The sequence below is a fragment of the Halobium salinum genome, from assembly GCF_026586625.1.
In the GTDB taxonomy this organism is placed as follows: Archaea; Halobacteriota; Halobacteria; order Halobacteriales; family Haloferacaceae; genus Halobium; species Halobium salinum.
The window spans coordinates 483,499-506,890 of record NZ_JAODIW010000006.1; the positions used below are offsets into that span (position 1 = coordinate 483,499).

At 68.8% G+C, this 23,392-nt stretch carries 22 protein-coding genes; 6 read left to right on the plus strand and 16 right to left on the minus strand.

What is annotated here, in order from left to right:
- Positions 1–196: 196 nt before the first annotated feature.
- The 4 genes from N5095_RS05780 to mdh all read right to left on the minus strand — a co-directional run bounded on the left by N5095_RS05780 (position 197) and on the right by mdh (position 5,222).
- Positions 197–2,380, minus strand: coding sequence for an amino acid permease (locus N5095_RS05780; RefSeq protein ID WP_267621793.1), 2,184 nt, complete (start codon positions 2,378–2,380; stop codon positions 197–199).
- Between the two features lie 31 nt (positions 2,381–2,411).
- Complete coding sequence (locus N5095_RS05785; RefSeq protein WP_267621794.1) at positions 2,412–3,119, minus strand: universal stress protein; 708 nt, start codon at positions 3,117–3,119, stop codon at positions 2,412–2,414.
- A 171-nt stretch (positions 3,120–3,290) separates the two neighbouring features.
- Positions 3,291–4,235, minus strand: a complete 945-nt coding sequence (locus N5095_RS05790) for a CPBP family intramembrane glutamic endopeptidase (protein ID WP_267621795.1) — start codon at positions 4,233–4,235, stop codon at positions 3,291–3,293.
- A 72-nt stretch (positions 4,236–4,307) separates the two neighbouring features.
- Positions 4,308–5,222 carry a malate dehydrogenase gene (gene mdh, locus N5095_RS05795; protein WP_267621796.1) on the minus strand — a complete coding sequence of 305 codons (915 nt, stop codon included), beginning with the start codon at positions 5,220–5,222 and terminating at the stop codon, positions 4,308–4,310.
- 174 nt (positions 5,223–5,396) lie between these two features.
- Between mdh and N5095_RS05800 the strand changes: the two genes are divergently transcribed.
- Positions 5,397–6,482 (plus strand): mannose-1-phosphate guanylyltransferase, encoded by a 1,086-nt coding sequence (locus N5095_RS05800; protein ID WP_267621797.1) that lies wholly within the window; start codon positions 5,397–5,399, stop codon positions 6,480–6,482.
- 153 nt (positions 6,483–6,635) lie between these two features.
- Here the strand turns inward: N5095_RS05800 and N5095_RS05805 are convergent, their stop codons facing one another.
- The 6 genes from N5095_RS05805 to N5095_RS22200 all read right to left on the minus strand — a co-directional run bounded on the left by N5095_RS05805 (position 6,636) and on the right by N5095_RS22200 (position 10,542).
- Positions 6,636–7,373: a mechanosensitive ion channel family protein gene (locus N5095_RS05805; protein ID WP_267621798.1), complete on the minus strand. Its 738-nt coding sequence runs from the start codon at positions 7,371–7,373 to the stop codon at positions 6,636–6,638.
- Positions 7,374–7,784: 411 nt separating this feature from the next.
- Positions 7,785–8,195, minus strand: a complete 411-nt coding sequence (locus N5095_RS05810; protein ID WP_267621799.1) for a universal stress protein — start codon at positions 8,193–8,195, stop codon at positions 7,785–7,787.
- A 156-nt stretch (positions 8,196–8,351) separates the two neighbouring features.
- Positions 8,352–8,750, minus strand: a complete 399-nt coding sequence (locus N5095_RS05815) for a DUF7522 family protein (protein ID WP_267621800.1) — start codon at positions 8,748–8,750, stop codon at positions 8,352–8,354.
- Positions 8,751–8,888: 138 nt separating this feature from the next.
- Positions 8,889–9,398 (minus strand): Tfx family DNA-binding protein, encoded by a 510-nt coding sequence (locus N5095_RS05820; RefSeq protein WP_267623007.1) that lies wholly within the window; start codon positions 9,396–9,398, stop codon positions 8,889–8,891.
- Between the two features lie 50 nt (positions 9,399–9,448).
- Positions 9,449–9,916, minus strand: coding sequence for a TRAM domain-containing protein (locus N5095_RS05825; RefSeq protein WP_267621801.1), 468 nt, complete (start codon positions 9,914–9,916; stop codon positions 9,449–9,451).
- 161 nt (positions 9,917–10,077) lie between these two features.
- The gene (locus N5095_RS22200) at positions 10,078–10,542 is read right to left on the minus strand and encodes a hypothetical protein (RefSeq protein ID WP_390203032.1); all 465 of its coding nucleotides are present in this window, start codon (positions 10,540–10,542) and stop codon (positions 10,078–10,080) included.
- A 217-nt stretch (positions 10,543–10,759) separates the two neighbouring features.
- On the opposite strand from N5095_RS22200, the gene N5095_RS05835 reads away from it, so the two are divergent.
- The 3 genes from N5095_RS05835 to N5095_RS05845 all read left to right on the plus strand — a co-directional run bounded on the left by N5095_RS05835 (position 10,760) and on the right by N5095_RS05845 (position 14,550).
- Positions 10,760–11,896 (plus strand): tRNA (guanine(26)-N(2))-dimethyltransferase, encoded by a 1,137-nt coding sequence (locus N5095_RS05835; protein ID WP_267621803.1) that lies wholly within the window; start codon positions 10,760–10,762, stop codon positions 11,894–11,896.
- A gap of 86 nt (positions 11,897–11,982) precedes the next feature.
- Complete coding sequence (locus tag N5095_RS05840; protein ID WP_267621804.1) at positions 11,983–13,368, plus strand: YhjD/YihY/BrkB family envelope integrity protein; 1,386 nt, start codon at positions 11,983–11,985, stop codon at positions 13,366–13,368.
- 90 nt (positions 13,369–13,458) lie between these two features.
- Positions 13,459–14,550 carry a phosphatase PAP2 family protein gene (locus N5095_RS05845; RefSeq protein WP_267621805.1) on the plus strand — a complete coding sequence of 364 codons (1,092 nt, stop codon included), beginning with the start codon at positions 13,459–13,461 and terminating at the stop codon, positions 14,548–14,550.
- 46 nt (positions 14,551–14,596) lie between these two features.
- On the opposite strand, the gene glnA is transcribed toward N5095_RS05845, so the two are convergent.
- Positions 14,597–15,961 carry a type I glutamate--ammonia ligase gene (glnA, locus tag N5095_RS05850; protein WP_267621806.1) on the minus strand — a complete coding sequence of 455 codons (1,365 nt, stop codon included), beginning with the start codon at positions 15,959–15,961 and terminating at the stop codon, positions 14,597–14,599.
- A gap of 114 nt (positions 15,962–16,075) precedes the next feature.
- Between glnA and lrp the strand changes: the two genes are divergently transcribed.
- Entirely contained in the window at positions 16,076–16,546 is a 471-nt protein-coding gene (gene lrp, locus N5095_RS05855; protein ID WP_465260822.1) for an HTH-type transcriptional regulator Lrp, read from the plus strand.
- A gap of 172 nt (positions 16,547–16,718) precedes the next feature.
- Here lrp and N5095_RS05860 read toward each other — a convergent pair whose 3' ends face one another.
- The 4 genes from N5095_RS05860 to N5095_RS05875 all read right to left on the minus strand — a co-directional run bounded on the left by N5095_RS05860 (position 16,719) and on the right by N5095_RS05875 (position 21,470).
- Positions 16,719–17,807: an aminopeptidase gene (locus tag N5095_RS05860; RefSeq protein ID WP_267621808.1), complete on the minus strand. Its 1,089-nt coding sequence runs from the start codon at positions 17,805–17,807 to the stop codon at positions 16,719–16,721.
- A gap of 223 nt (positions 17,808–18,030) precedes the next feature.
- Positions 18,031–19,125 carry an aminopeptidase gene (locus N5095_RS05865; RefSeq protein WP_267621809.1) on the minus strand — a complete coding sequence of 365 codons (1,095 nt, stop codon included), beginning with the start codon at positions 19,123–19,125 and terminating at the stop codon, positions 18,031–18,033.
- 525 nt (positions 19,126–19,650) lie between these two features.
- Positions 19,651–19,797, minus strand: a complete 147-nt coding sequence (locus N5095_RS05870) for a hypothetical protein (RefSeq protein WP_267621810.1) — start codon at positions 19,795–19,797, stop codon at positions 19,651–19,653.
- Positions 19,798–20,498: 701 nt separating this feature from the next.
- Entirely contained in the window at positions 20,499–21,470 is a 972-nt protein-coding gene (locus N5095_RS05875; RefSeq protein ID WP_267621811.1) for a cation diffusion facilitator family transporter, read from the minus strand.
- Positions 21,471–21,592: 122 nt separating this feature from the next.
- Here N5095_RS05875 and N5095_RS05880 point away from each other — a divergent pair, with 122 nt between their 5' ends.
- The gene (locus N5095_RS05880) at positions 21,593–22,117 is read left to right on the plus strand and encodes a metallophosphoesterase (protein ID WP_267621812.1); all 525 of its coding nucleotides are present in this window, start codon (positions 21,593–21,595) and stop codon (positions 22,115–22,117) included.
- 328 nt (positions 22,118–22,445) lie between these two features.
- Here the strand turns inward: N5095_RS05880 and N5095_RS05885 are convergent.
- A partial coding sequence (locus N5095_RS05885) for an ArsR/SmtB family transcription factor (RefSeq protein ID WP_267621813.1) occupies positions 22,446–23,392 on the minus strand: 947 nt, incomplete at its 5' end.

Genomic DNA, 23,392 nt, shown 5'->3' on the forward strand with positions numbered 1-23,392 from the left:
TTCCGGTCCTCCGTCACGGATTCGCCGCCGATACGGCTCGTTGCCGATACGGCTCGCCACCGATAGGGCCACGCGGTGACCGTCGGGGCCGGACGTGTTCTTCCCTCGACCGAACACGCGTCGTCCCGGTGACCGAACTGCGTCAGCTACCGGGGGCTGACCGCCTATCCGACGCGACCGGGAGCGCCGGGTCCCCTCACGAGCCGCGTATCAGGGCGACGTTGCTCGGGACGTCCTGTACGACCCGTTCGGTGACGTCCCCGAAGGGGATTCGGGGCCCCTCGACCCGCCCCGAGAGACCGACGCAGACGGTGTCGTACCGACTGGTGGCCTCGACGACCGCCTGTCCGACGTCGTCGGCGACGACGACCTGGACCTCGTACTCGTCGGGGTCGAGTCCCGCCGCTTCGGCGACGTCGGCGACGACCGCTCGTCCTCGATTCTCGGCGTCCGAATCGCCCGCCCCACGGGGAGGCTGGACGTTGAGCAAGGTCGGAACGGCCTCGTCGACGGTCGCGAACTCGACCGCCTGGTGTGCGACGACCGGCGCGTTGGGACCGGGGGCGACGAGTGCCACGGGCGTCCCGACGGCCTCGTCTCTGAGGTCCACGAGCGAGATGTCACAGTGAGCGTGCCGGACGACCGGGTCGACCGTCGCACCGAAGACGTGGTCGTCGCGGCCGAGCGTCCCGTCCCAGCCGAGGATGACCTCGTCGGCCGCCTCCTCTTCGAGTACGTCGAGAATCCCCTCGCCGACGTCGCGGGCGACCACCGCCCTGGTCCGCAGGGTGACGTCCATCTCGGTCGCCACGTCTCGGGCGTTCTCGAGGAGGTCGCGCTGGTGGTCGGCGCGGTCGGCCTCGACGTTCTGGAGCGGCGAGGGGTGTGCGACCGGCGTGACGTTGACGGCGACGAGTTCGGGGGTCCCCCGGTCCTCGTTGGCGTGCGCGCTGGCCGCCGCCAGGCGGAGCAGCCCGCGCTGTGTCTCCGGGTTCGCCACCGGAACGACGACGCGATACGGCTCGGCTGGCGTCCCACGAATCGCTTCGGCGAGGAGCCCCTCGCTCACGACGCGCCCTCGGGCGTAGACCGCGTACCAGACGACCCCGAAGGCGACGATGCCCGTCCCGATGACGACGACGACCGTCGCCATCTGCGAGACGACGACGAGCGACAGCCCCACCCCCAGTATCGGGACGGCCGGGTAGACGGGCCGCGGGAGTGCGAAGGAGGGGTCGTACCCGTCCGGGTCGGTCCGCCGGAAGACGACGAGCGAGACGTGGACGAGCGAGTACGCGACGAGGAAGCTGAAGCTCGCCGCCTCCGCGAGTAGTGCGATGATGGCCTCCACTTCGAGGCCGACGAGAATCAGCAGCGCCGTCACGCCCCCGGTGGCCGCGATGGCCCGGTGGGGCGTGTAGAACCGAGGGTGGCTCACGTTGAACCAGTCGGTCACGACCCCGTCCCTCCCCATGGCGTAGATGACCCGCGAGGCGGCGAGTATCGAGGAGTTCGAGCTCGATATCGCCGCGATGATGGCGGCGAAGACGATGGCGACCACCCCCGCCGGACCCAGGTAGGTGACCGCCACGTCCGAGACCGGAATCGGCGAGTCACCGAGCGACTCGAACGGAATCACGCCGGTGCTGACGAGCATGACGAGGACGTAGAGAATCGTCACCAGCACCACCGAGAGAATCATCGACAGCGGGATGATTCGGCCGGGGTTCTTGATTTCCCCTGCGACGGTGGCGATAATCTCGAATCCGAGAAAGGAGATGAAGACGATGCCGGTCGTGGCGACGACGCCGCCGGGGCCGAAGGGAGCGAACGGTTCGAGGTTCTCCGGGTCGATGAAGAACACCCCGACGGCGACGAAGACGAGGACGATGGCGGTCTCGACCCCGATGGTGACGTTCTGGAAGGCGCTCGACTCCTCGGTGCCGTAGTAGTTGACCCCGAGGAGCAGGACCAGTCCGAGGAGCCCGAGGCCGACGATGAAGACCCGCCCGTCCAGGAACGGAATCGGCTCGACGAGGTACTGCCCGAAGCCGATCATGTAGAACGCGCTCGCGAACATCAGCCCCGTCCACATGCCCCAGCCGACGACGGCCCCGAACAGCCCGCCGAGCGCGCGATTGACGTAGTGGTAGCTTCCGCCCGCGATTGGCATCCCGGTCGCCAACTCGGAGAGCGAGAGCGCCGCGAGCAGCGCGACGAAGCCGGCGATGGCGTAGGCGATGGAACTCGCGGGACCGGCGGTCTGGGCGGCGATGCCCGGAAGGATGAATATTCCCGCCCCTATCATCGTCCCCCCGCCGAGCGTCATCGCCTCGAGAAAGCCGAGCGTCCGCTCGAGTTCGCCGCCTTCGGCGCTCATCGCACCCTCCCCGTTCCCGTCGCGCGTGGGGTCACTCGACGTCCCTCACGACGAGTGCCGGAACTTCGAGGGCGTCGACGATATCCGAGAGGACGTCCCCCATGATGCGCTCGCGGAGGGAGGGTTCGGTCTCGCCGAGGACGACGAGGTCGTACTCCGCTCCGAGTTCGACGATGTCGGTCCGCGGGTCACCGCTCTCCGAAAGCCGCCAGTCGACCCGTTCCCGGTCGACGCCGTGCTCGACCAGGCGGTCCACGGCGCCCATGAGGAGGAGTTCCCCCTGGCTCGGGTCGGCGTCCTCCGCGACCGAGTGGAACAGGGTGGCAGTCTCGTCGCCGGCCAGCAGCAGGTCGGCGACGACCGCGAGTATCCGGTCGAGGTTCAGGTCCCCGCGAAGCGGGACGAGGACGCGGTCGACGACCGTCGAACGGCCGGCCGTCAGCACCGCGTCGCAGTCGTACTCGTCCGCGATGCGGTCGATGGTCGACTCGCGGTCGTGCGTGAACACCAACACCTCGACGGGCCCGCCGTGTTCGTCGGCGACCGCGTCCAGCCGGTCCGCGGCCCCGGGGCCGTACTGGTCCCTGAGCAGTGCCGGCTCGGCCTGGTCCGGGACCGGAAAGTACCCGAGGAGGACCACCTCGACGGCGCCGAGGTGGTCGAGAACGTCGAGGACGGGCGGCTCCGCCTCCGAGACGTCGACCGGCACGAGGATTGTTAGGTCGCCGATACGGACCATGATGGTACTACTATTCCGTTCCGGCTCGTTTCAATCCTTCGCGCGTGTGGAAACGTCGACCCCGGGCGCCGGAGACCTACCGCTGGACACGCGGCGCGGGTCCAAGAGCCGAGTCGTCGAAGTCGGTGTGCGACGAGCGGGCGTTCCTCGCCGGGGGCCGGGGTCGACGCTTCACTCGCCGAACACCGACGTCCGAACCAGCAGCCACCCGGCGAGGACGGCCCACGGGAGGCTCCCGACGAGGCCGAGCGCGGTCGGTCCGAGGAGGAGGTCCGGCGGGCCGGCGACGAACAGGAGGCCGACGGCGGCGACGGCGTTGATGGCCCCGTGACCCAGCGCGGCGGGCCAGACGCTGTCGGCGCGGAGCGTCACCCACGCGAGGAAGGTGCCGGCCGTGACGGTGAACCAACACATGGCGAGCATCCCGACGGCCGGCGCGCCGGGGTAGTCGAACCCGTAGTTGTACCCCATGGCGATCAGCGGCCAGTGCCAGACCCCCCAGACGACGCCGACGAGCAGCGTCGCGCGAATCGTCCCGAGGGGCCGAAGCTTCGGTAGGAGGTACGCTCGCCAGCCGAACTCCTCACCGAAGGCGAAGAGTGCGTTGAGCAGCGGTGCGAGGGTGAGCGCGAGACCCACCTGCACCGCGACGACGAGCCACGGGTCGACCGCGACGCCGGCCGCCGTCTCCAGCGCGGCTGCGAGCGTCGACAGCGTCGGGTCGAAGCGACCGGGGAAGAGGAGGAAGTAGACACCGGCGCCGACGACGGTCAGGACGGCGGGCCCCCACCACGCCAGCGCGTACGTCCGGAGGTTTCCGCGGAGGTTCGGTCGGAGCCGGAGGTCGGACCGTCCCTCGCCGGTGAACAGGCGGGCGGCGACGTTGCCGACCGCCGGGGCGAACATGTACGCGGTCGGCAGCAGGACGGCCGAGAGCGTGAGGCCGGTGCCGGCGACGACTTCGGGACTCGCGGTCAGTCCACCGGTCGCGTAGATGAGGAGGGCGGTCAGCCACGCGACCCCGAAGGCGACGAGGAGAAAGACGCCGACGCGCCGCCGCTCGACGGTGCCGACGCTCCCGCTCCCGGCGCTACTATGTGGCTCGGAGGGGGACATACCGGGGCGTACGTGGGCGACTGCAGAAAAACACGGGGTGGTGCCGGGGGTCGAACGCCGCAGTCGAGGGCCTTACTCCAGCTGGTCGTACTGGTCGCGGAGCTTCTCGGCGGCGTCTTCGAGCAGTCCCTGCTCGTTCTCGTCGAGGTCCCACTCGACGACCTCCTCGACGCCGTTCGAGCCGAGCTTCACGGGGACGCCGAGCGCGACGTCCTCGTGACCGAACTCGCCCTCCAGCTTGATGGAGCCGGGGAGGACGGCGCCCGTGTCGCGGAGGACGGCCTCGGTCATGTGGGCGACGCCCGTCGCCGGCCCCCACTGGGTCGCGCCCTTGCGCTCGATGACGTCCATCGCGGACGCCTGCAGTTCGCCGAGAATCTCCTCGCGCTCGTTCTCGTCGAACTCGGGGTCGGTGCCGTCGACGCGCACCTTCGAGAACACGGGGACCTGCGCGTCGCCGTGCTCGCCCAGAATCGTGGCTTCGACGTTCTTCACGGGCACGTCGAAGCGCTGTGAGAGCACGTAGCGGAAGCGCGCGGAGTCGAGGCGCCCGCCGAAGCCGATGACCTTCTCCCTGCTCCGGTCGCCGGCCTCGTACAGGTGCCGGTTCAGCAGGTCCACCGGGTTCGACGTGGTGATGGAGACGAAGTCGTCGTTGTGCTCGGCGAGCGACGAGCCGATGTCCTCCATGATGGGTGCGTTGTCGCCGGCGAGGTCCAATCGGGACTGCCCCGGCTGGCGCGGGATGCCGGCCGTGATGACGACCACGTCGGAGCCCGCGGTGTCCTCGTAGGTGCCCTGGTACACCTCGGTGTTCGAGTCGTAGGCGACGCCGTGGTTCGTGTCGGCGGCCTGCCCGACGGTCACGTCCTCCTGGTCCGGGATGTCCACGAAGACGAGTTCGTCACAGATGTCCCGAAGCGCGATGTTGTAGCCTGCGGCGGCGCCGACGGTGCCAGCCGCGCCGACCACGCTAACTTTCGTCATACCACGTAATCGTGCCCGCGGATTCCGATTAAACGTGTCGGCATCGGCCGAATCGGCCCGCTCGTGACGAATCTGTGGTTCGACGCCCGTCGAACCTTTGGGGAGAGTCTCGCCGACATCCAAGCCCGGCCCCCGCCCCGGAAGCTTCGAGACGGTGGGCCACGGACGGCCCCTATGAACGACACGCTCGACCGCCCCGTCGTCGCGCTCGTGCTCGCCGGCGGCACCGGTACTCGGCTCTACCCGGCGAGTCGCTCGCACCGCCCGAAACAGTTCCTCTCGCTCGGAGACGCGGACGACCGCTCGCTCCTCTCCCGGACGGTCGCTCGCGCCGACTTCGCGGACGAGGTCGTCGTCAGCACCCGCCGGGCGTTCGCAGACGAAATCGAGAACCACGCCCCCGACGCCGAGGTGCTGGTCGAACCCGCCGCCAAGGACACCGGGCCGGCGCTTTCGTACGCCACGCATCGAATCGCCGAGCGCTATGCCGAGGACGGAGACGACGGCGCCGACCCCGTCGTCGTCGTCCTCCCGGCGGACCACCACGTCGCGGACCGACCCGAGACCGACGACGCCGGCGCCGGGGGCGTCGAGAACGGCCGGTTCTCGGAGGCGATGCTGACGGGCGCCCGCGTCGCGGCCGACACCGGCGCCCTCGTCGCCTTCGGCGTCGAACCCACGCGCCCCGACCCCGGGTACGGCTACATCGAACCCGGCGACGACCGAGAGGGATACCACGACCTCGCGGCGTTCCACGAGAAGCCCGACCCCGAGACGGCGGCCGAGTACGTCGACGCCGGCCACCTGTGGAACGCCGGTATCTTCGCGTGGACGGCGGAGTCGTTCCTCGAGGCCGCCCGCGACTCGCCGCTTCGCTCGCTGGTCCACGCCCTCGACTGGGGGGACACGGAGCGCGGCTTCGACGAAGTCGAGGAAGTGAGCGTCGACTACGCGGTGATGGAACGCGCCGAGAACGCCGCCGTCGTCCCGGTCTCCTTCCGGTGGGACGACCTCGGCTCGTGGGACGCCTTGGAGCGGGTGCTCGGCGACGACGAAGCCGGAAACGCCGTCCTCGGCGAGGGGTTGACGGTCGACGCAGCCGACAACGTGGTCGCGAGCGACGACACGCACGTCTCGCTGGTCGGCGTCGAGGGGCTCTGTGTCGTCGCGTGGGACGACCGCGTGCTCGTCGTCCCGAAAGACGAGGCCCAGCGCGTCCGAGAGGTCGTGGCGGCGTTGAAAGAAGGGGGACGGTTCTGAGGGGGTCGAGGTGGTGACCGTTCGAGGGGACCGGTCGCACCGCCGCGTCAGCGATGCGACCAGCGACAAGCCGCTGGTCGTCGTTGCGCTCAGTCGTCCACACCAACCGCGTCAGCGAGACGGCTGCCGATAACCCGGCAGCCGTCGTTGCGCTCAGTCGTCCAACGGCGCCGCAGGCTCCGTGTCGTCACGCGAGCGCGGTCCGGCCGCAGAGGCGCGACCCATCCAGCCCTCGATGTTGTCGTGGACGTAGTCCTTCCCACCCCAGCCGAGGGCGACGCCGACGCCGATGGCGACGGCGGCCGCCAGCCCCCAGGCGAGCGCCTGTACCATCGTGTTGAGGAGCGTCACGTCGACGCCCATCGTGTCGAGGCCGATGACGAGGACGGTGAAGTAGAGGAACACGCGGACACCGGTAGCGAACGCCGACGTGTAGGCGGTCTCCGTCGCCGCACGGGTGCGCTCGATGGCGTCACCGACGAAGTCGGCGACGACGAACCCGAGCACGATGACGAGCAGGCCGGCGACGAACGCCGGGAGGTACGAGACGGCGGTCGCGAGCCACTCGGAGAGGATGGGGACGTCGAGCACGTCGGCGGCGGCGAGCAACGCCAGCGCGTAGACGAAGTACGCTGCGATGGTGCCGAACGTGTTCGAGACGGCCTTCTCCGTCCCACCGAGCACCGTCCCGAGCGGCGTCTTCAGCATCGCCCGGTCGACGTTCACACGGTCGACGACTCGGGTCACGACGGCCTTCACGCCGCGGCCGACCGCCCAGCCGATGAGCAGGACGAGCAGTGCACCGACGAGGTTCGGGACGAACGCGACCATCTCGGCGACGGTTGCCTCCAGGAAGGCGGGAATCTCGAGTTGCATAGCTACCGGTTGCATGGCACGTGCTAGATGGCGACGAACAGTCATCAGGGCCACAGTTTCTCCCGGTATCCCGGTTCCGGCGCACACACCAGGTGAGACCGAACTCGGTCGCTTTCCGCTGGTAATCGACCCGAGGCGACTGGTCGGTCGGAGAGCGGAAGCGAACCCCGTCGGTCCCGCCTCGTCCCGCGCCGAGGAGTTGAGCCGCCCGCCGTCGACTGGAGTGTGACCCCGCCGGACTCGGCCACGGCCGCCTCGACCAGCGCCACCGCCTCGTCGGGGTCGGTCACGTCCGTCCGGTCGGAGAAGGCACCGCCGTCATCACGTTCGTCTCGTCGTCGGGTCCGAGGTCCACATCGCCCCGCCACAGGGGAAAACAGGTCGCCCGAGGCGGCGAGGTACCCCGCCGTCCGCTTCGTCCGCGGACTACTCCACCGCCGGACCGACGACCGTCACGGGTCGGTCGGTCCCCCGAATCACCCGCCGGGAGACGCTCCCGAACATCGCCTCGCGGGCGGCGCTGCGCTTTCCGGCGCCCATCACGACGAGGTCGGCGGCGAGCGCCTCCGCCGTCTCCCGGATCGTCTCGGCCGGCGGCTCGCCGATCTCGTCCACCTCCGGGTCGAATCCCGCTTCCCGGAGCGCTTCGACGGCCCGGCGGACCGACCGGACGTTCCCCACCTGCCTGAGTTCGCCCTGCTGGTCGCCCTCCTCCGTGAGGGCGTGGACGACGGTCACGGAGAGGTCGGCCGGGTCGACCGGGAGCGCGGCGACGAACGACGCCTGTTCGAGGGCGCGGTCGACGTTCCCGTCGACGGGGAGCAACACGCGGTACACGTGACCAGTAGGCGACGAACGGTAATAACCACTGACGGGGTTCCCAGTGGGTTCCCGACCGAACACCGTCTACCTTCGACCGCCGGTCGCCGACAGTTAAGCGCCCCGAGGTCCCGAGGCTCCGAGGTTCCGAGGACGCCGCCAGTTTCGGCTCGGTCAGTCGAGGTCGAGCACGTCGAGGCAGGCGTCCATCAACGGCGACCCGGAGATGAAGACGTCCGGGTCGAGCGCCAGCGCGACGCCTTCGCCCTCGCCGAGGAAGAAGTACACCTCGGTCACCTCGGCGAAGGTCTTCACCACCGAGACGAGTTCCTCGTGACCGTCGCGGTGTTCCCGAATCGTGCGCCCGAGCGACTCCATCCCGGTCGAGGCCATCACCGCCTCCGCGTCCGTCTCCCGGCTGTTCGTCTCCTCGGTGTCCGATTCCAGATACAACAGCTGGTACTGACCCGAGTCCTGAAACACGTCGGTCGTGGTCTCGTAGGAGACCACCGCCCGGAGTCCCTCGGGAATCTCCGCCTGTAGCCGCTCGGCTAGTTCCTCGCGGTTTTCCATGCCCGTCGGAGGCGCGCCGCTCCAGGGATAACGGAGTTTCGACCGGTCGGGGAGCGTCGCCCCCCGTCGGCGGCTCCACGGCCCGGCCCGGCCCGCTCGACGGTCCGACCCGCCCGACAGCCCGGCCCGACCGGCGGTTCAACCTGACCGGCGGACGCGGACGCTCCCGTCGCTCGTCACGCCCACGAGCAGCGGGTCGCGGACCTCGCGACCGTGGACGGCGTCGCCGGCGGCGTCGCTGACGAGTTTCATGAGGTCCGGGGCGGTGTGGTTGACCTTCACGCCGGCGGCGTCGCAGGCGTCGTAGACGAGGCTCGGCACGTCGTAGAGGTCGGTGCCGGCGTCGACCTCGACGCGGACGGGGGCGGCGAGCGCCTCGCTGAACGCGACGGTCTCGCGGGCCTTCGCCACGTTGTCACGGGCGCTCGATTCGACGCTGGAGACGTTCGCCCGGGAGGTGCCCAGCACGTCGGCGATGACGGACTGGCGGACCCCGTGTTCGCGGAGCGCGAGCACCTCGGCCTGTCTGCGGGTGAGCACGTTCGTCTCGGGGTCGAAGCCGGCACGCTCGAGGAGGTCCTCGGGGTCCGGAAGCTCGTCCATAGCGACCGTTGCCGACGAGCGAGTAAAAAGGGGGCGTCCGGCGATGCGTAGAGTGTCCGCTCTTCGTGGCCGGACGCGGCGGCTCCGGAGGGCGCCTACGCGCCGCCCCAGAAGTTGTCGCGACTCCCCAGCGCGGTGGGTCGGTTCGGCCCCTTCCCGCTCTTCTTCTCGGAGTCGTCGGCGCCGGCGCCGTCTCCGGGGCCGTCCCCCGTCTCCTCCTCGTCGGGGTCCATCGGCAGGCGCTCGATGGGGTTGGCGGTCGCGTGGTTGTTCTTCACCCGGTCGATGCGGACCTTCGCGCGGGCGTCGGGGAGAATCCCGTCGACGAGGACGATGAACCCGTCGTCGGTCCGGCCGACGCCGGCGCCGCTCTCGTGGATGTCGGTCACCTCGACGATTATCTCCTCGCCGGGCTTGACCGGCTGCTGTTTCAGGTCGCTGATGGGCATGTTGTAGTGCTGACACCACTCCGCGCCCCCGCGGTCGGCGAAGTGTTGACACCCCATCCCGTCGATGACCTCCGAGTAGCTCGGGCAGTCGTCCGCCAGCGGACACTCTGGCATACGACCGATTATCCGGGGTGGCGTCTAAACGCTTGCGTTCCGGGCGTCGCCACGGTCGACGCGGCGCGTACGGACGACGGCGCGTCGCACGCCGAGCGCGCGCACGACGACAGACCGCTGACCCGGCGCCCCCGACCCGACGCCCTCCGCGCCGGCGACGGCTACAGGAACTCCCGTACGTCCGAGTACCACATGTCGTGGTGGTCGACCCGGTCGAGCGCCGTCGCCACCTCCACCGCGATGGAGTGCCAACAGCGTGCGTCGGGGTTCTCGCGGTCGAGGTTGTACGCCCGGTCCTTGCAGGTACAGCCGCCGTCCTCGACGACGTACTCGTCCGAGAAGCCGACGACGACGGTGAAGTCCCGATACTGTTTCACTCGGCTCTCGGAGACGGCGTCGATGGCCTGCAACCCCCGGTCGCCGTGTTCGTCGACGATGGCCGAGACCGCGTCGGGCGTGAGTCGCCCGGCCGCGGCGAGCGTCGCGCGCCAGTCGTCGCCGTCGGGGACGGTCCCGGCGGCGCCGCCGGCACTGGTGTCGCGTCCGCCGTCGTCGCTACCACCGCCGTCGTCGGTGGCGTCGCCGCCGTCCGCTTTCTCGTCGCTGACGCCGTCGGCACCGCTCACGCCGTCAGCTTCGTCGACGTCGTCGGCTTCCCCGCCACCTCCGGCGTCGCCGCTCCCCTCACGGTCGCCGGCGTCGACTGGCCCGTCGGACACGACCCGTGGTTTCGAGGGGGTCGTCAAAACAGGTTCGATAGTTGCAGGGTCGCGTCCGGCACCCGACGGCCCGACCGGACCGGAGACCGGGCGACTTTTCGCCGGGGGCGCTGCAGAACGACGCATGGATATCACCGAGGGCGGGGTCACGGTCGAGGTGCCGGAGGCCCGCGACGGCGCCGGGGAGGGGAGCGGCGAGGGGGTGTTCTTCAACCCGACGATGGAGTTGAACCGCGACCTCACGGTCGCGACCCTGCGGGCGTACCGGGAGCGTGAGCCCCGCGCCGAGACCTACCTCGACGCGATGGCGGCCTCCGGAGTCCGGGGCGTGCGCGCCGCCGCCGAGGGGTACGACGCTACCTGCGCCGATATCGACGCCGACGCCGTCGCGCTCGCCGAGTCGAACTTCGCGCGCAACGACCTCACCGACCACGGTCGGGCCGTACAGCGGGACGCGAACGCCCTCATGCACGAGGACTACTTCGACGTGGTCGATATCGACCCGTTCGGCACGCCGATGCCGTTCGCCGACGCGGCGTTCGCCGGCGCCCGCGACCTCGTCTGTGTCACCGCGACCGACACCGCCCCGCTGTGTGGTGCCCACTTCGAGAGCGGCGTCCGCAAGTACGACGCGGTGCCCAGAAACACCGACTACCACCCGGAGATGGGCCTGCGCGTGCTGATATCTGCGCTCGTCCGGACCGCCGCCCGACGGGACAAGGCCGCCGTCCCCATCCTCTCGCACGTCACCCGCCACTACGCCCGCACCTACCTCGAAATCGACGACCGTGCGACCCGCGCCGACGCCGCCCTGGAGAACCTCGGCCACGTCTACCACTGCGAGGACTGTCTTGAACGCGAGGGCGAGTTCGGGCGGCTCGCGAACCCCCCCGACGACGGGGCCTGCCCCCACTGCGGAAGCACCCGGTATCTCACCGCCGGGCCGCTGTGGCTCGGCCCGGTCGCCGACCCCGAGTTCGCCCGGAACGTCCACGAGGCAGTCACCGACGATATGGGGAAGGCCGCCCACGCCCGACGCCTGCTCGACACCGTCGCCGACGAACTGGACACGCCGACGCACTACGACCAGCACCGCCTCTGTAAGGTCTGGAACGTCCCCGCCAACGGGATGGACGAGTTCATCGCCGACCTCCGCGACGCCGGGTACGAGGCCTCCCGCGCGCACTACTCCGGGACGGCGTTCAAGACGCCGGCCTCTGTCGCGGCGGTTCGCGAGGCGGCGGCGCCCGACCCGGACTGAGGCTCGGTCGCTCCCCGACTCCCCAGCCGACCCGACTCCCGGCCCTGCCCGTCGGTTTCTTGTAACCTGTGACCGATTGAGGATTCGTGTCTACCGTTTCGCCCCAGCAGTCCGGCAGTTCCGACGGGTCAGGTGGCTCTGGCGGGTCAGGCGGCCTCGGCGGGTTCGGTGGCCCCGTCGGCCTCACGAAGCAGGTCGTCTCGACCATCCAGGAGCGCGACGTGACGTTCATGGCGGCGAGTATCTCCTACTACGCCTTCGTCTCACTCATCCCGTTGTTGGTGCTCGCGACCGTCGTCGCCCTCGCCATCGGCGGCGACCCGCTCCAGCAGCAGATCATCGAGTTCGCGCAGGCCAACCTCCCCGAGGCCGCCCAGGACCTCGTCCTCGGCGCGCTCGGGCCGGAGACGGCGGCGGCCCGCGGGGGACTCGGTGTCGTGAGTCTCGCGCTGACGCTCTGGGGGGCGCTGAAGATATTCCGCGGCGTCGACGTGGCGTTCTCCCGGGTGTACGGCTCCGACCCGGGCGGCATCCTCGAACAGGTGAAGGACGGGGTCACCGTCCTCGGCGCCATCGGCCTCGGCATCGTCGGCATCAGCGTGGTCACGGCCGTCATCGCGCTCGTCGACCTCCCGTTCGCCGGCCTGCTGAGTCCGCTGATTCTCCTGTTGACGCTCACGGTCGCGTTCTTTCCCTTCTACTACGTCCTCCCCGATTCGGGACTCTCCCCGCGCGAGGCGCTACCGGGGACCCTCTTCGCGGCTATCGGCTGGACCGTCCTCGGCACCGTCTTCGGGGTCTACGCCGGGTCGAGCGCCGGCGGGGAGAACGCCGCGGCGGCCGCCGTCGGCGCCATCCTCATCCTGCTGACGTGGTTCTACTTCTCGGGGATTCTGCTGCTGACCGGCGCCGTCATCAACGCGGTGCTCGGCGGGTACGTCTCCGGTGACGGGGGGACGGACCAGCAAGTACAACACGGACCCGCCCGACGAGTCGGTACAGGACAGATGAGCGACGAGACCCAGGAGGGGTCGGCCGCCGCCGCGGCGGGCGCGGGCCCGGACGAGGACCGCGGGCGCCGGGACGTCGAACCCCACGGCGCGGCCGACATCAACGAACTCGAGGAGCGTATCGCCGAGCTGCAGGCCGACCTCGCGGCGTTCGAGGAGAACGTGGACGAGCGCACGGTCCAGAAGCCCGAGCTCGAACGCGAACTCAAGAAGTACGTCCGCTCGAAGGTCCGCCGCAGCAAGGCCCGCGGCTGGGGCCCGTACCTCGTGCTCCTCTACGGGGTCGTCCTCACGCTCGGCGCGTTCTCCGAGTTCTCCGGCTGGGTCGCCTTCAGCGCCATGCTCGTCATCTTCCTCTCGACGCTCGGCCTCTACGTGCTGTTCGTCATGTTCGGGACGGTGCTGAACGTCACCGGCGCTCCGGCGAAGGCGGTCCGCGCGGTGCGGAACCGTCGGGACTGACGCCCCGCCTGCCGACACTGTTCTCTCGGCTGCCGTGTCCCCGTCGACAGCCAGTTCGTTTTTCGGCGTCCGCGTGCTATCGCGAGGTGTATGGAGGCATCGCTGCCGCTCGTGAGTCTGCTCGGCGGGTCGACGCCGGAGGTGGCGCACCTCGCGCTGTTCGCCGTCCTCTTCGTCCCGCTCGCAACGGTGACCGACGGCCGGTCGCGCTGGACCCCACGCCGCATCGTCGCCGTCACGTTCGGCGTGTTCGTCCTCGTCGCCGCCGCGACGTTCCTCCTCTTTCCGGAGAGCCGCGGACTCGGATTCTCCTTCGCGACCGTCCCCGGCGTCGTCGGCCTCACCTTCGGTGTCGTGACCCAGTTCGGCGACCCGTGGTTCCTCGTGCTCGTCGCCACTGCGGTCTACATGCTCGGGAGTTCGCGCTCACTGATCGAGTCGCCGTCGGACGGGGCGTTCGTCCTGGCGATGACGTTCGGCGGACTCGCCTTTGTCGACCTCCTCAAGCATCTGTTCGCGCTCCCGCGACCGCCGGGGGCGGCCGAGGCGACTCCGCCGACGTGGTTCCCGGACCTCCTCGGCGGGCTCTTCCTCGAACTCACGACCGGCTCGGGGTACGCCTTCCCGAGCGGCCACGCCCTCGGCACGACCATCGTGTTCGGGGCGCTGGCCTACCGGCTCGCGGTGGGTACCGCTCGGACCCGGTGGGTCGCCGCGGCGGTCGGCGTCGGCCTCATCGTGCTCTCGCGGCTCGTCCTCGGCGTCCACTTCCTCGTGGACGTCGTCGCCGGCGTCTTCGCCGGCGTCGCCTTCCTCGGGGCGGTCGCCCTGGTCGCCGACGACCGGCCGCTCCGAGCGTTCGGCGTCGCGGCCGTCGTCGGCGTCGCGGCCGTCGTCGTCACCGCGTTCGACCCGCAGGGCGCCGTCTGGGCCTCGGGACAGTGGCTCGGCGCCGCCGTCGGCGGCGGCGTGGTCTGGTATCTGGTGCGCCCCTCCGCGGAGTTGGGGCTCCGCGGGTCGCTGCTCGCCGGCGCCGTCGTCGCACCGCTGTGGATCGTCACGTACGCGCTGTCGCCGCCGCTCTCCGTCACGGTCGTGGCGACGGCGCTCGCGGCGGGCGTCACTATCGGGGCGCCGTCGCTGGCGGCGCGGGTCACCGAAAGAAGGTCCGTCGGGTCGTAGCGAGTCGGTTCGGGGGTCGCAGGTGCGTCGAGACGCGCTCAGAAGCTCAGAACGTCTCGAGGTACCGGTCGAGCTCCCACTGGGAGACGTCGACGCGGAACTCGTCGTACTCCTGGGTCTTCGCCTCGACGAACTTCTCGTAGATGTGCTCGCCGAGGGCGTCCTGGATGACCTCGTCCTCCTCGAGCGCCTCGAGCGCCTCGCCGAGGTTCGACGGGAGCGTCTCGATGCCGTACTCCTCGCGCTTCTCCTCGTCGAACTCGTAGATGTTCTCCCGGACCGGGTCGGGCGCTTCGAGCCCCTTCTCGATACCCTCGAGGCCGGCGTGGATGAGCGCGGCGCAGGCCAGGTACGGGTTACACGACGGGTCGGGGAAGCGGGCTTCGACGCGGCTGGCGGCCGGGACGCGCGCCGCCGGCTTGCGGATGAGCGCCGAGCGGTTGCGGTCGGACCACGCGACGTAGACGGGTGCCTCGTAGCCGGGGACGAGACGCTTGTAGGAGTTCACCGTCGGGTTCGAGACGGCGGTGATGGCGGGCGCGTGCTCGAGGATGCCCGCGAGGAAGGAGTGAGCCGTCCCCGAGAGGTTGAACTCGTCGTCCTCGTCGTGGAACGCGTTCTCGCCGTCCTCGGTGAACAGCGAGATGTGGGTGTGCATCCCGGAGCCGTTGATGCGCGCGATGGGTTTCGGCATGAACGTCGCGTGCAGGTCGTGCTGGGCGGCGATGGCGCGGACGACGGTGCGGAACGTCCCGACGTTGTCGGCCGTCGTGAGCGCGTCGTCGTACTCGAAGTTGATCTCGTGCTGGCCCTGGGCGACCTCGTGGTGGCTGGCTTCGATTTCGAAGCCCATCTGCTCGAGGCCGTAGATGATGTCGCGGCGGACGTCGCTCGCGAGGTCCTTCGGCGCGAGGTCGAAGTAGCCGCCGGCGTCGTTGGTCTTCGTCGTCGCGCGGCCGTCCTCGTCCTCCTCGAAGAGGAAGAACTCCGGTTCGGGGGCGACGTTGACCTCGTAGCCCATCTCCTGGGCGCGGTCGAGCGCGTCTTTCAGCACGTAGCGCGGGTCGCCGGCGAACGGCTCGCCCGTGCTGGTGTCGAACACGTCACAGATGAGACGCGCGGAGCGGCCGTCGCGCCACGGCAGAATCGCGAACGTATCGGGGTCGGGCTTGAGGCGCATGTCCGACTCCTGGATGCGGACGAACCCCTCGATACTCGAGCCGTCGAAGTAGATTCCCTCCTGGAAGGCCTTCTCGGCTTGCGTCGCCGGCACGGAGACGTTCTTGACGGTGCCGAGGATGTCGGTGAACTGGAGTCGGAGGAAGTCGATGTCCTTCTCCTCGATCTCGTCGACCACTGCCTGTTCCTTCGCGCCCAGACCGCCGTCCGCCGCCGCAGTTTCGTCCGTCATACTGTGTACGGCCAAGCCGTCGACACCCATCATTAAGACTCTACCGGAGCGTGCAATCTCTATCCTCGCCAGAACAAAACTGGATGTTCGTAAAATTCTAAACCCCCCGGCGAGTTGGTGGGTGTAATGACGTACGAAAACCTCGACGCGAAACTCATCAACGCACTGCTCGGTGACGGTCGTGCGAGCCTCCGCAGCCTCGCCGAAGAACTCGACGTCTCGGTCACGACCGTCTCGAACCACCTGCGCGACCTCGAGGAGGAGGGCGTCGTCGAGGGGTACACCCCCGTCGTCAACTACGACGCACTCGGCTACGACGTGACCGCCATCCTCCAACTCAAAGTCGAAGGGAGCAAACTCCCCGACATCACCGAGCGCCTCAAAGAGGAGAAGCAGATGATATCGGTGTACGAGGTCACCGGCGACTACGACGTCATCGCCGTCGGCAAGTTCAAGGACACCGACGGGATGAACCGGCAGATCAAGTCCCTCCTCACCGACACCGACATCCGCGAGTCCAACACCAGCGTCGTCCTCAACGCCGTCGTCGAGAACCAGCAGTTCGAACTCGACATCGACGAGTAAGGCCGGGCGAACTCCGGGCGCCGGCATCGCCGCGAGTGCCCGGATAAACGACTAGTTTATTAACAAGAATGTATTCTTTTTTGAGTGGCTACTGTGGGGTTCGACCAGTCCTCTCGATTCCCCGAATCGGCGACGAGGCGGGTACCCCGCGACCGCCCGAAACCGCGGCGGACTACTCGAACCCGTCCTCGAACCGGAACGTGCCGTCGCGCTGGACGACTTCGCCGTCCACCTCGATGCGGGAATCCTCGCTCATGTCCACTATCATATCCACGTGCTGAGCGGACTCGTTGGCCTCGACGCCCTCGGGGACACACTCGTCGATGGCGTCGCCGAGCGCCAGGTGGACGGTGTCGCCCATCTTCTCGTCGAACAGCATGTTGTAGGTAAATCGGTCGATGTCGCGGTTCATCCCGATGCCCAACTCGCCGAGTCGGCGGGCGCCCGCGTCGGTGTCGAGGACGGACTCGAGCACGTCGACGTGGCCCGCGGCGTCGTAGTCGACGACTTCGCCGCTCTCGAAGCGGAGGAACACGTCCGTAATCTCCCGACCGTTGCGCATCAGGGGTTTGTCGAACAGCACCTCGCCCTCGACGCTGTCGGGGACGGGGGCGGTGAACACCTCGCCGGCGGGCATGTTTGCGGTCCCCCAGTCGTTACACCCCACCATCCCCTCGACGGACATCGTCACGTCGGTCGTGTCGCCGCTGACGATTCGCACCTCCTCGCCCTCGTCGAGGATGTCGACCATCCCCTGTTGGAACTCGCGCTGGGCCTCCCAGTCCTTGTCGACGGCGTTCCAGACGAACTCGGCGTAGGCGTCCGTCGGCATCTCGGCCTTCTGGGCGCTCCCCGTCGCGGGGTGCTGGGTGATGACCCACCGCTTCTCCAGACGCTCCTTGAAGACGGGTTCGTGGGCCTTCGACGCGGCCGCGCTCATCGCCGGGTCCACGTCACTCGACTCCGAGAGATTCAGAGAGCCGCCGATCATGATGACTACGTCCGTCTCCTCCATCTCGGCGAGTTCGTGCTCCGCCGTCCGGTACTGCTCCTCGTCCATGGCGCGGGCGTACTCCCGGCCGGCGCGGGCGTTGCCCCAGTGTGTCGTCGGCCGGGCGCCGATTTCGCCTAACTTCCGGTAGAGGGCGACGACGAGGTCCTCGGCCGCCGGCGAGGCCCTGACGATGACGTTGTCCTCCGGGCCGACCTCCGTACACTGGTCGACGAGAATCTCGGCGTGGCGGTGGATGCGGTCGTCCATACCGAATCCTGTGACGGGCGTGATAAAACGCTTCGCAGAAGGGGCACTCTGTCTGACAGCCCACGAGCCGTCGGACGAACTTACTCGAACTCGTCACTCCCACCTTTTCGTCGGTCGCTCGCTCCGCTCGCTCCCTCGAAAAGCTGTCTCACCGAGCGAAGCGAGGTGAGGCTCGTCGGAGCCTGCTCCGACGGCGGAGCAAAAACCGCAGACAGCCGCCGACTTACTCGAAGCCGTCCTCGAAGACGAACTTCCCGTTTCGCTGGACGACTTCGCCGTCGGCCTCGATGCGGGAGTCCTCGCTCATGTCGACGATCATGTCCACGTGCTCGGCGGACTCGTTGACCTCGTTCTCCTCGCCCACGGTGTCGGGGTAGGCGCTCCCGACGGCCATGTGGACGGTGTCGCCCATCTTCTCGTCGAACAGCATGTTGTACGTGAACTCGTCGATGTCGCGGTTCATCCCGATGCCGAGTTCGCCGAGGTAGCGCGATCCGTCGTCGGTGTCGAGGATGCCGCCCAGGGCGTCCTCGTTGCGCTCGGCGCTGTAGGACTCGACGCGTCCGTTCTCGAAGCGGAGGCGGACGCCCTCTATCTCCTTCCCGTGGCGGTACAGCGGCATGTCGAAGTACACCTCGCCCTCGACGCTGTCCTTGACGGGCGCGGTGAACACCTCGCCGGCGGGCATGTTGTTCTTCCCCCAGTCGTTGATGGCCTCGTTGCCCGCGACGGACATCGTGAGGTCGGTCTCCTCGCCGCTGACGATGCGAATCTCGTCGGCGTCGTTCACGATGTCGACCATGTGGCTCTGGAACTCGTGCTGGGCGTCCCAGTCCTTGTTGACGGCGTCCCAGACGAACGTCTCGTAGGCCTCGGTGCTCATGCCCGCGAGCTGAGCGTGGGCCGGCGTCGGGAACTGCGTGAGGTTCCAGCGCTTCGAGAGCCGTTCTTTGAGGACGGGGTTCATCGCGCGGCGGTGTGCCGCCGTCGTCTCGGGGGGCACGTCGCCCTTCTCGGTGGCGTTGGCCCCGCCGCGGGCGATGATGAACACGTCGGTGTCCTCGTAGAAGGAGAGCTTGTGTTCGGGCGTCTCGAACTCGTTGTCGTCGTCCGCGCGGGCACGCATGTAGGCGCGGTCGGCGCGGTCGGAGTAGGTGAGCCACACCGGGTTGGCGCCGCGGTCGCCGGCGATTTCGTGGAGCGCGACGGCGAGGTCCTCGGCTTCGGGGGACATCTGGATGACGACGTTGTCGCCCTCCTCCATCTCCGTGCAGTGGTCGGCGAGAATCTCTGCGTGTTCCCTGATTCGCGGGTCCATACCGGTTCCTCATGTGGGTGGGGGATACGGGTTTCGGAATCGGCTTTCGGTTCGAAGGGTTCGGGGTTCGGTACGGGGTGTCTTCCTGGCTCCCTTTCTTGTAGCGTATTTCGTGGAGCGGTACCGCGACTCTCCCGACGGGTACCAACTGAAAGCTTATTACAGACCGGTAGTGTGGTCGCGTTAGCACTATTCCTTTCATGAAGAAACAGATCGTTCCGGGCCTGCTCTCCGTCGGAATCGGGTGCTGGCTACTGGCCGACCCGACAGCGCCGTACCGACCATTCGTCTCTTTCCGGTTTGCCGCAGGAGCCGCTATCTATCCGATGGTGTCTTTCGGCCTCGGCCTGTTTCTCGCGTGGCGCGGTGGGAAGACGCTCGTTGGAGTCGCTTCCGAACTCGGATGACGGACTTACGCTCTGTTTCCCGGAGTCGAGTCACTCCGGACCACGCTGGTGGAGCGGTACTTGATTTCGGTCGATGACCGTGTGGTTCGGCTCCGGAGACGTGCTGCGAGTTCAGTGCTCACTCGGTCACGACCGGGAAGATTTCTACGGAGTACCCGGAGTTTGAACCGGTCTCAACGTCCCACCCGCCCTCCACATCGACGCCTTTCTCCTTGGCCTCCCGGATGAGTTCGGTAAGCCTTCTATCGAACTCGTCAGCGGTCATCTCCTGCCCGCGAGGACTCTTTGCTGGGGACATGTTCTGTAGTTCAATTTACAGCACCTCGATACGATTAAGAATTGCGATGTCAGAGCTGAGGGATTTTTCGAGTGGGATTAGAGCGGCACTCACAGCTTGTGCTGTATCGCTACTTCAAACGGAAGCACGCTCCGTCTCCGGAACCTGAGTCAGCACGAGCCGCGACGAAAGAACGGTCTCTCGAAAGCCCCACCTGACAACACCGCCACACCCTCCCCGACCGATTCGCTCGCTGGCTCGCGGCTTCGCCGCTCGCCCTTCCGAGGCCCTCCCTTCGGTCGCGCCTCGCGCCGCTCGCTCATCCACTGGAAGACTCGCTTTGCTCGCCTTCCAAGCCTTCGCTCACCGCGTTCGCGAAGACCTCGCACGAACGCGCCGTGACACGGAGGTCGTGTCGGCGCGCGCCGATAGCCGCCCCGTCGTTCCCGTGAGTGGGGCGAATCCTTCGGTGGACCACGACCGACCTCCGTATCGGCCGTCTGGCGGGGGGAGGCGTGAGGGTCGTACTGTGCAGAGCCTGGTGGTCTGCGGAAAGCGGAGCTCCGTGAGATGTCACCGAGCCTCGCTCGGTGAGCAACTCACAGAGCACGAGAACTTTGCTGAGCCACGGAGTCGTCGACCGGCTCCGAGACAGGAACACCGACTCCGAACTAACGAACCCCGAACACTCACACCTCCGGTTCGATGTACACCATCTTCACCCGGCTGTCGACCTCCTCGAGTTTCCGCTCTATCTGGTCGATGTCGGCGTTCAAATCGCCCGTGTCGAGCTCCGAGTCGAAGCTCACGTCGGCGGCGACGAGCACTTGGTTCGCCCCGATGAACATCGTCCGGAACCCGTCGACGTGGGCGACGCCCGTGTGGTTCCGAATCGCCCCTCGCAGACGCCCCTCCACGTCGGAGGGGAGGCTCTCGCCGAGCAGGAGGCGCTTGTTCTGCCACGCGAGCGCGAGGGCGAAGCCCATCAGCAGGAGGCCGATGACGGTCGCGGCGATGGCGTCGTATATCTCGTTCCCGGTGAACTCGGCGAGCAGGATGCCGACGAGCGCGATGGCGGCGCCGCCCAGGGCGATGGCGTCCTCGGTGAACGCCGTCAGCGTCGTCACGTCGCTGGTCTGTCTGAACGCCTCGGGCAGGTCGCCCCAGCCGTACTCGCTCATCTGTCGACGAAGCTCGGCGTTGGCCTTCGCGAGCGCGTACGTCTCGAAGGCGATGGCGCCGAGGAGCACGGTGACGTTCACCCACAGCGGGTTCACGGGGAACGTCGCGGGGTCGAACGAGACGATGCCGAAGAAGTCGATGACGCCGCCGGCTTCGGCGCCGTGGCCGGGGTGCATTATCTTGTCGTAGCCGTGTTTGAGCGACTCCCACCCGGCGATACCGAAGAGGAGCACGCTCACGAGGAAGCTGTAGAAGAACTGCGCCTTGCCGTACCCGAAGGGGTGTTCGCGGTCCGGTTCGCGCGTGCTGTAGCGGATGCCGATGAGGAGGAACACCTGGTTCCCGGTGTCCGAGATGGAGTGGTACGTCTCCGACAGCATGGAGGGGCTCCCGGTGAGCAGGAAGCCGAAGAACTTCATCACCGCGATGGCGCCGTTGGCGACGAGGGCGGCCATGACGACCGACGTACTACCTGCCATGCCCGAAGCGATACCCGGCCCCCGGTTAGTCCTTCCGCCACGCCGGCGTGCCCCGCGTCGACGACCGGCGGCATCCACGCTCACGACGCCACGTTTCAGTACCCCCACCCCGTAGGGCGACCATGCTCGTCGTCCTCTCGGACACGCACAGCACGGACGGTAGTCGCCTGCGCGGGCGCACCCTCGAGGCGGTGCGCGAGGCCGACCTGGTCGTCCACGCCGGCGACTTCATGCGCGAACCGGTGCTCGACGCCTTCGAAGACGCCGCCTCGGCGCTCCGCGCCGTCTACGGCAACAACGACGACGCGGGAATCAGAGAACGGCTCCCGGCCGTCGCGACCGTCGAGTACGAGGGGTTCCGCTTCGCCGTCGTCCACGGCGACGGGCGGAGCCGGACCGCCCTCTCCCTGCTCGGGCGCGAACGCGACGCCGACGCCGTGGTCTTCGGCCACAGCCACCGTCCCGAGGTCGACGACTCCAGTGCGCCCCTGCTGTTCAACCCCGGGAGCCACGCCGAGCCGCGGGGGTACCGGGCGGCACACGCGGAGTTGACGGTCGAGGAGGACGGGCCGGGGACGGTTCTCGACGGCCGACTCGTCGCGCCGAACGGCGAGACGCTCGAGAGCTTCCGCGTCGGAGGGGAGTGAGACGGGGCCGTCGCTCGGGCGGGAGCGACGGAGGACGCCGAGAGCGCCGAAGACGTGGGTAACTCAAGGCGTCGAAGGCACGAGGAACGCGGCGATGGGCCGCACCGGCGTGTCGGCACCCGAGGAGCGGTCGCGGCCACCGCCCCAGGGAGGGCAGTCGCGAGCGCTCCGGATGGCGTCGAACCGAACTGTCACGTCGGGAGTTCGCGTCGAAACGTGGGTGGTCGGGGCGTCCCGACCGGGTGGAGGGCCGAAGCGGGACGGTCGCAGTTGTACATAGCCGGTGACGTGTCAAATACCCTCGCTAAGCTCAAAGAGCCGTTTTACTCTACCGCCGCGCCAGCAGCACGACGAGCAGGAGCGCCGTCAGCCCGCCGAGGAAGAAGAGCAGGCCGGGGGAGGTGGCGAGCGTCGAGACGACGGTCGTCGGCTCCGTCGCGCCGCCCGAGGCCGCCTCGGCGGCCGTCCGGACCGCGGTCGTGGTCGTCTCCGCGGCGGTCGTGTCGGCCGCGCCGGACGCGGTCGTGTCGGCCGCGGCGCCGCTGGTAGTGTCGACGGCGGTCGTCGCGGCCGTCTCCGTGGCGGTCCGCGTCGCCTCCGCGGCCTCCGTCGTCTGCGCCCCGTCGGCGGCGGTCGTCGCCGTCTCCGCCGAGGTCGCCGTCGACTCGGCCGTCGTCCCCGCGCCGTCCGCGCCGTCGGCGGCGGTCGTCTGCGCTCCAGTCGTCCGCGTCCCCGTCGTCTCCGACAGGTCGGCGCCGGTGTCGACACCGCCCGCACTCCCGCCGTCGGCCGACTCGCCCCCGGACCCACCGGCCGATTCGTCGCCCAACCCATCGGTCGGCGCGGCATCGCCGTCGCTCCCGCCGGACGCTCCGCCGCCCGCGGCGAACGGCCAGAACCCGCCGGGGGACAGCAGCCGGTCGACCAGCAGGCTGGCGATTCCGAGGACGCCGACGCTCCCGAGGAGGCGCTTCAGCGTCGCCTTCAAGCCGGTCGTCTCCTCCTCGCGGCCGGCGACGACGACGAGTGCGCGGTCGGCCGGCGCGTACACTTTCATCTCGCGGCCCTTCTCCGAGTAGACGGTGTCGGCGACCTCGACGAGGCCGGCGTCCTCCAGCTTCCCGAGGTGGTACTGGACGTTCTGGAGGCTGGTGTCGACGCGTTCAGCGAGTCGGGCGGGCGTCGCGGGTTCCTCGTGGAGTTCCGTCAGCGCCCGGCGGGCCGTCCGCGAGGAGAGCGCGGCGAGCAGGTCGTCTGCGGCGTCGCTGTCGACGC

Coding starts and splice junctions, on each gene's coding strand:
- N5095_RS05815 (WP_267621800.1), bottom strand. CDS start 8,750: ATGGAAAACCGCGAGGAACTAGCCGAGCGGCTACAGGCGGAGATTCCC.
- N5095_RS05860 (WP_267621808.1), bottom strand. CDS start 17,807: ATGGACGACCGCATCCACCGCCACGCCGAGATTCTCGTCGACCAGTGT.
- N5095_RS05875 (WP_267621811.1), bottom strand. CDS start 21,470: ATGGCAGGTAGTACGTCGGTCGTCATGGCCGCCCTCGTCGCCAACGGC.
- N5095_RS05790 (WP_267621795.1), bottom strand. CDS start 4,235: ATGTCCCCCTCCGAGCCACATAGTAGCGCCGGGAGCGGGAGCGTCGGC.
- N5095_RS05870 (WP_267621810.1), bottom strand. CDS start 19,797: ATGACCGCTGACGAGTTCGATAGAAGGCTTACCGAACTCATCCGGGAG.
- N5095_RS05880 (WP_267621812.1), top strand. CDS start 21,593: ATGCTCGTCGTCCTCTCGGACACGCACAGCACGGACGGTAGTCGCCTG.
- mdh (WP_267621796.1), bottom strand. CDS start 5,222: ATGACGAAAGTTAGCGTGGTCGGCGCGGCTGGCACCGTCGGCGCCGCC.
- N5095_RS05780 (WP_267621793.1), bottom strand. CDS start 2,380: ATGAGCGCCGAAGGCGGCGAACTCGAGCGGACGCTCGGCTTTCTCGAG.
- N5095_RS05835 (WP_267621803.1), top strand. CDS start 10,760: ATGGATATCACCGAGGGCGGGGTCACGGTCGAGGTGCCGGAGGCCCGC.
- N5095_RS05845 (WP_267621805.1), top strand. CDS start 13,459: ATGGAGGCATCGCTGCCGCTCGTGAGTCTGCTCGGCGGGTCGACGCCG.
- N5095_RS05800 (WP_267621797.1), top strand. CDS start 5,397: ATGAACGACACGCTCGACCGCCCCGTCGTCGCGCTCGTGCTCGCCGGC.
- N5095_RS05785 (WP_267621794.1), bottom strand. CDS start 3,119: ATGGTCCGTATCGGCGACCTAACAATCCTCGTGCCGGTCGACGTCTCG.
- N5095_RS05805 (WP_267621798.1), bottom strand. CDS start 7,373: ATGCAACCGGTAGCTATGCAACTCGAGATTCCCGCCTTCCTGGAGGCA.
- glnA (WP_267621806.1), bottom strand. CDS start 15,961: ATGACGGACGAAACTGCGGCGGCGGACGGCGGTCTGGGCGCGAAGGAA.
- N5095_RS05825 (WP_267621801.1), bottom strand. CDS start 9,916: ATGCCAGAGTGTCCGCTGGCGGACGACTGCCCGAGCTACTCGGAGGTC.
- N5095_RS05865 (WP_267621809.1), bottom strand. CDS start 19,125: ATGGACCCGCGAATCAGGGAACACGCAGAGATTCTCGCCGACCACTGC.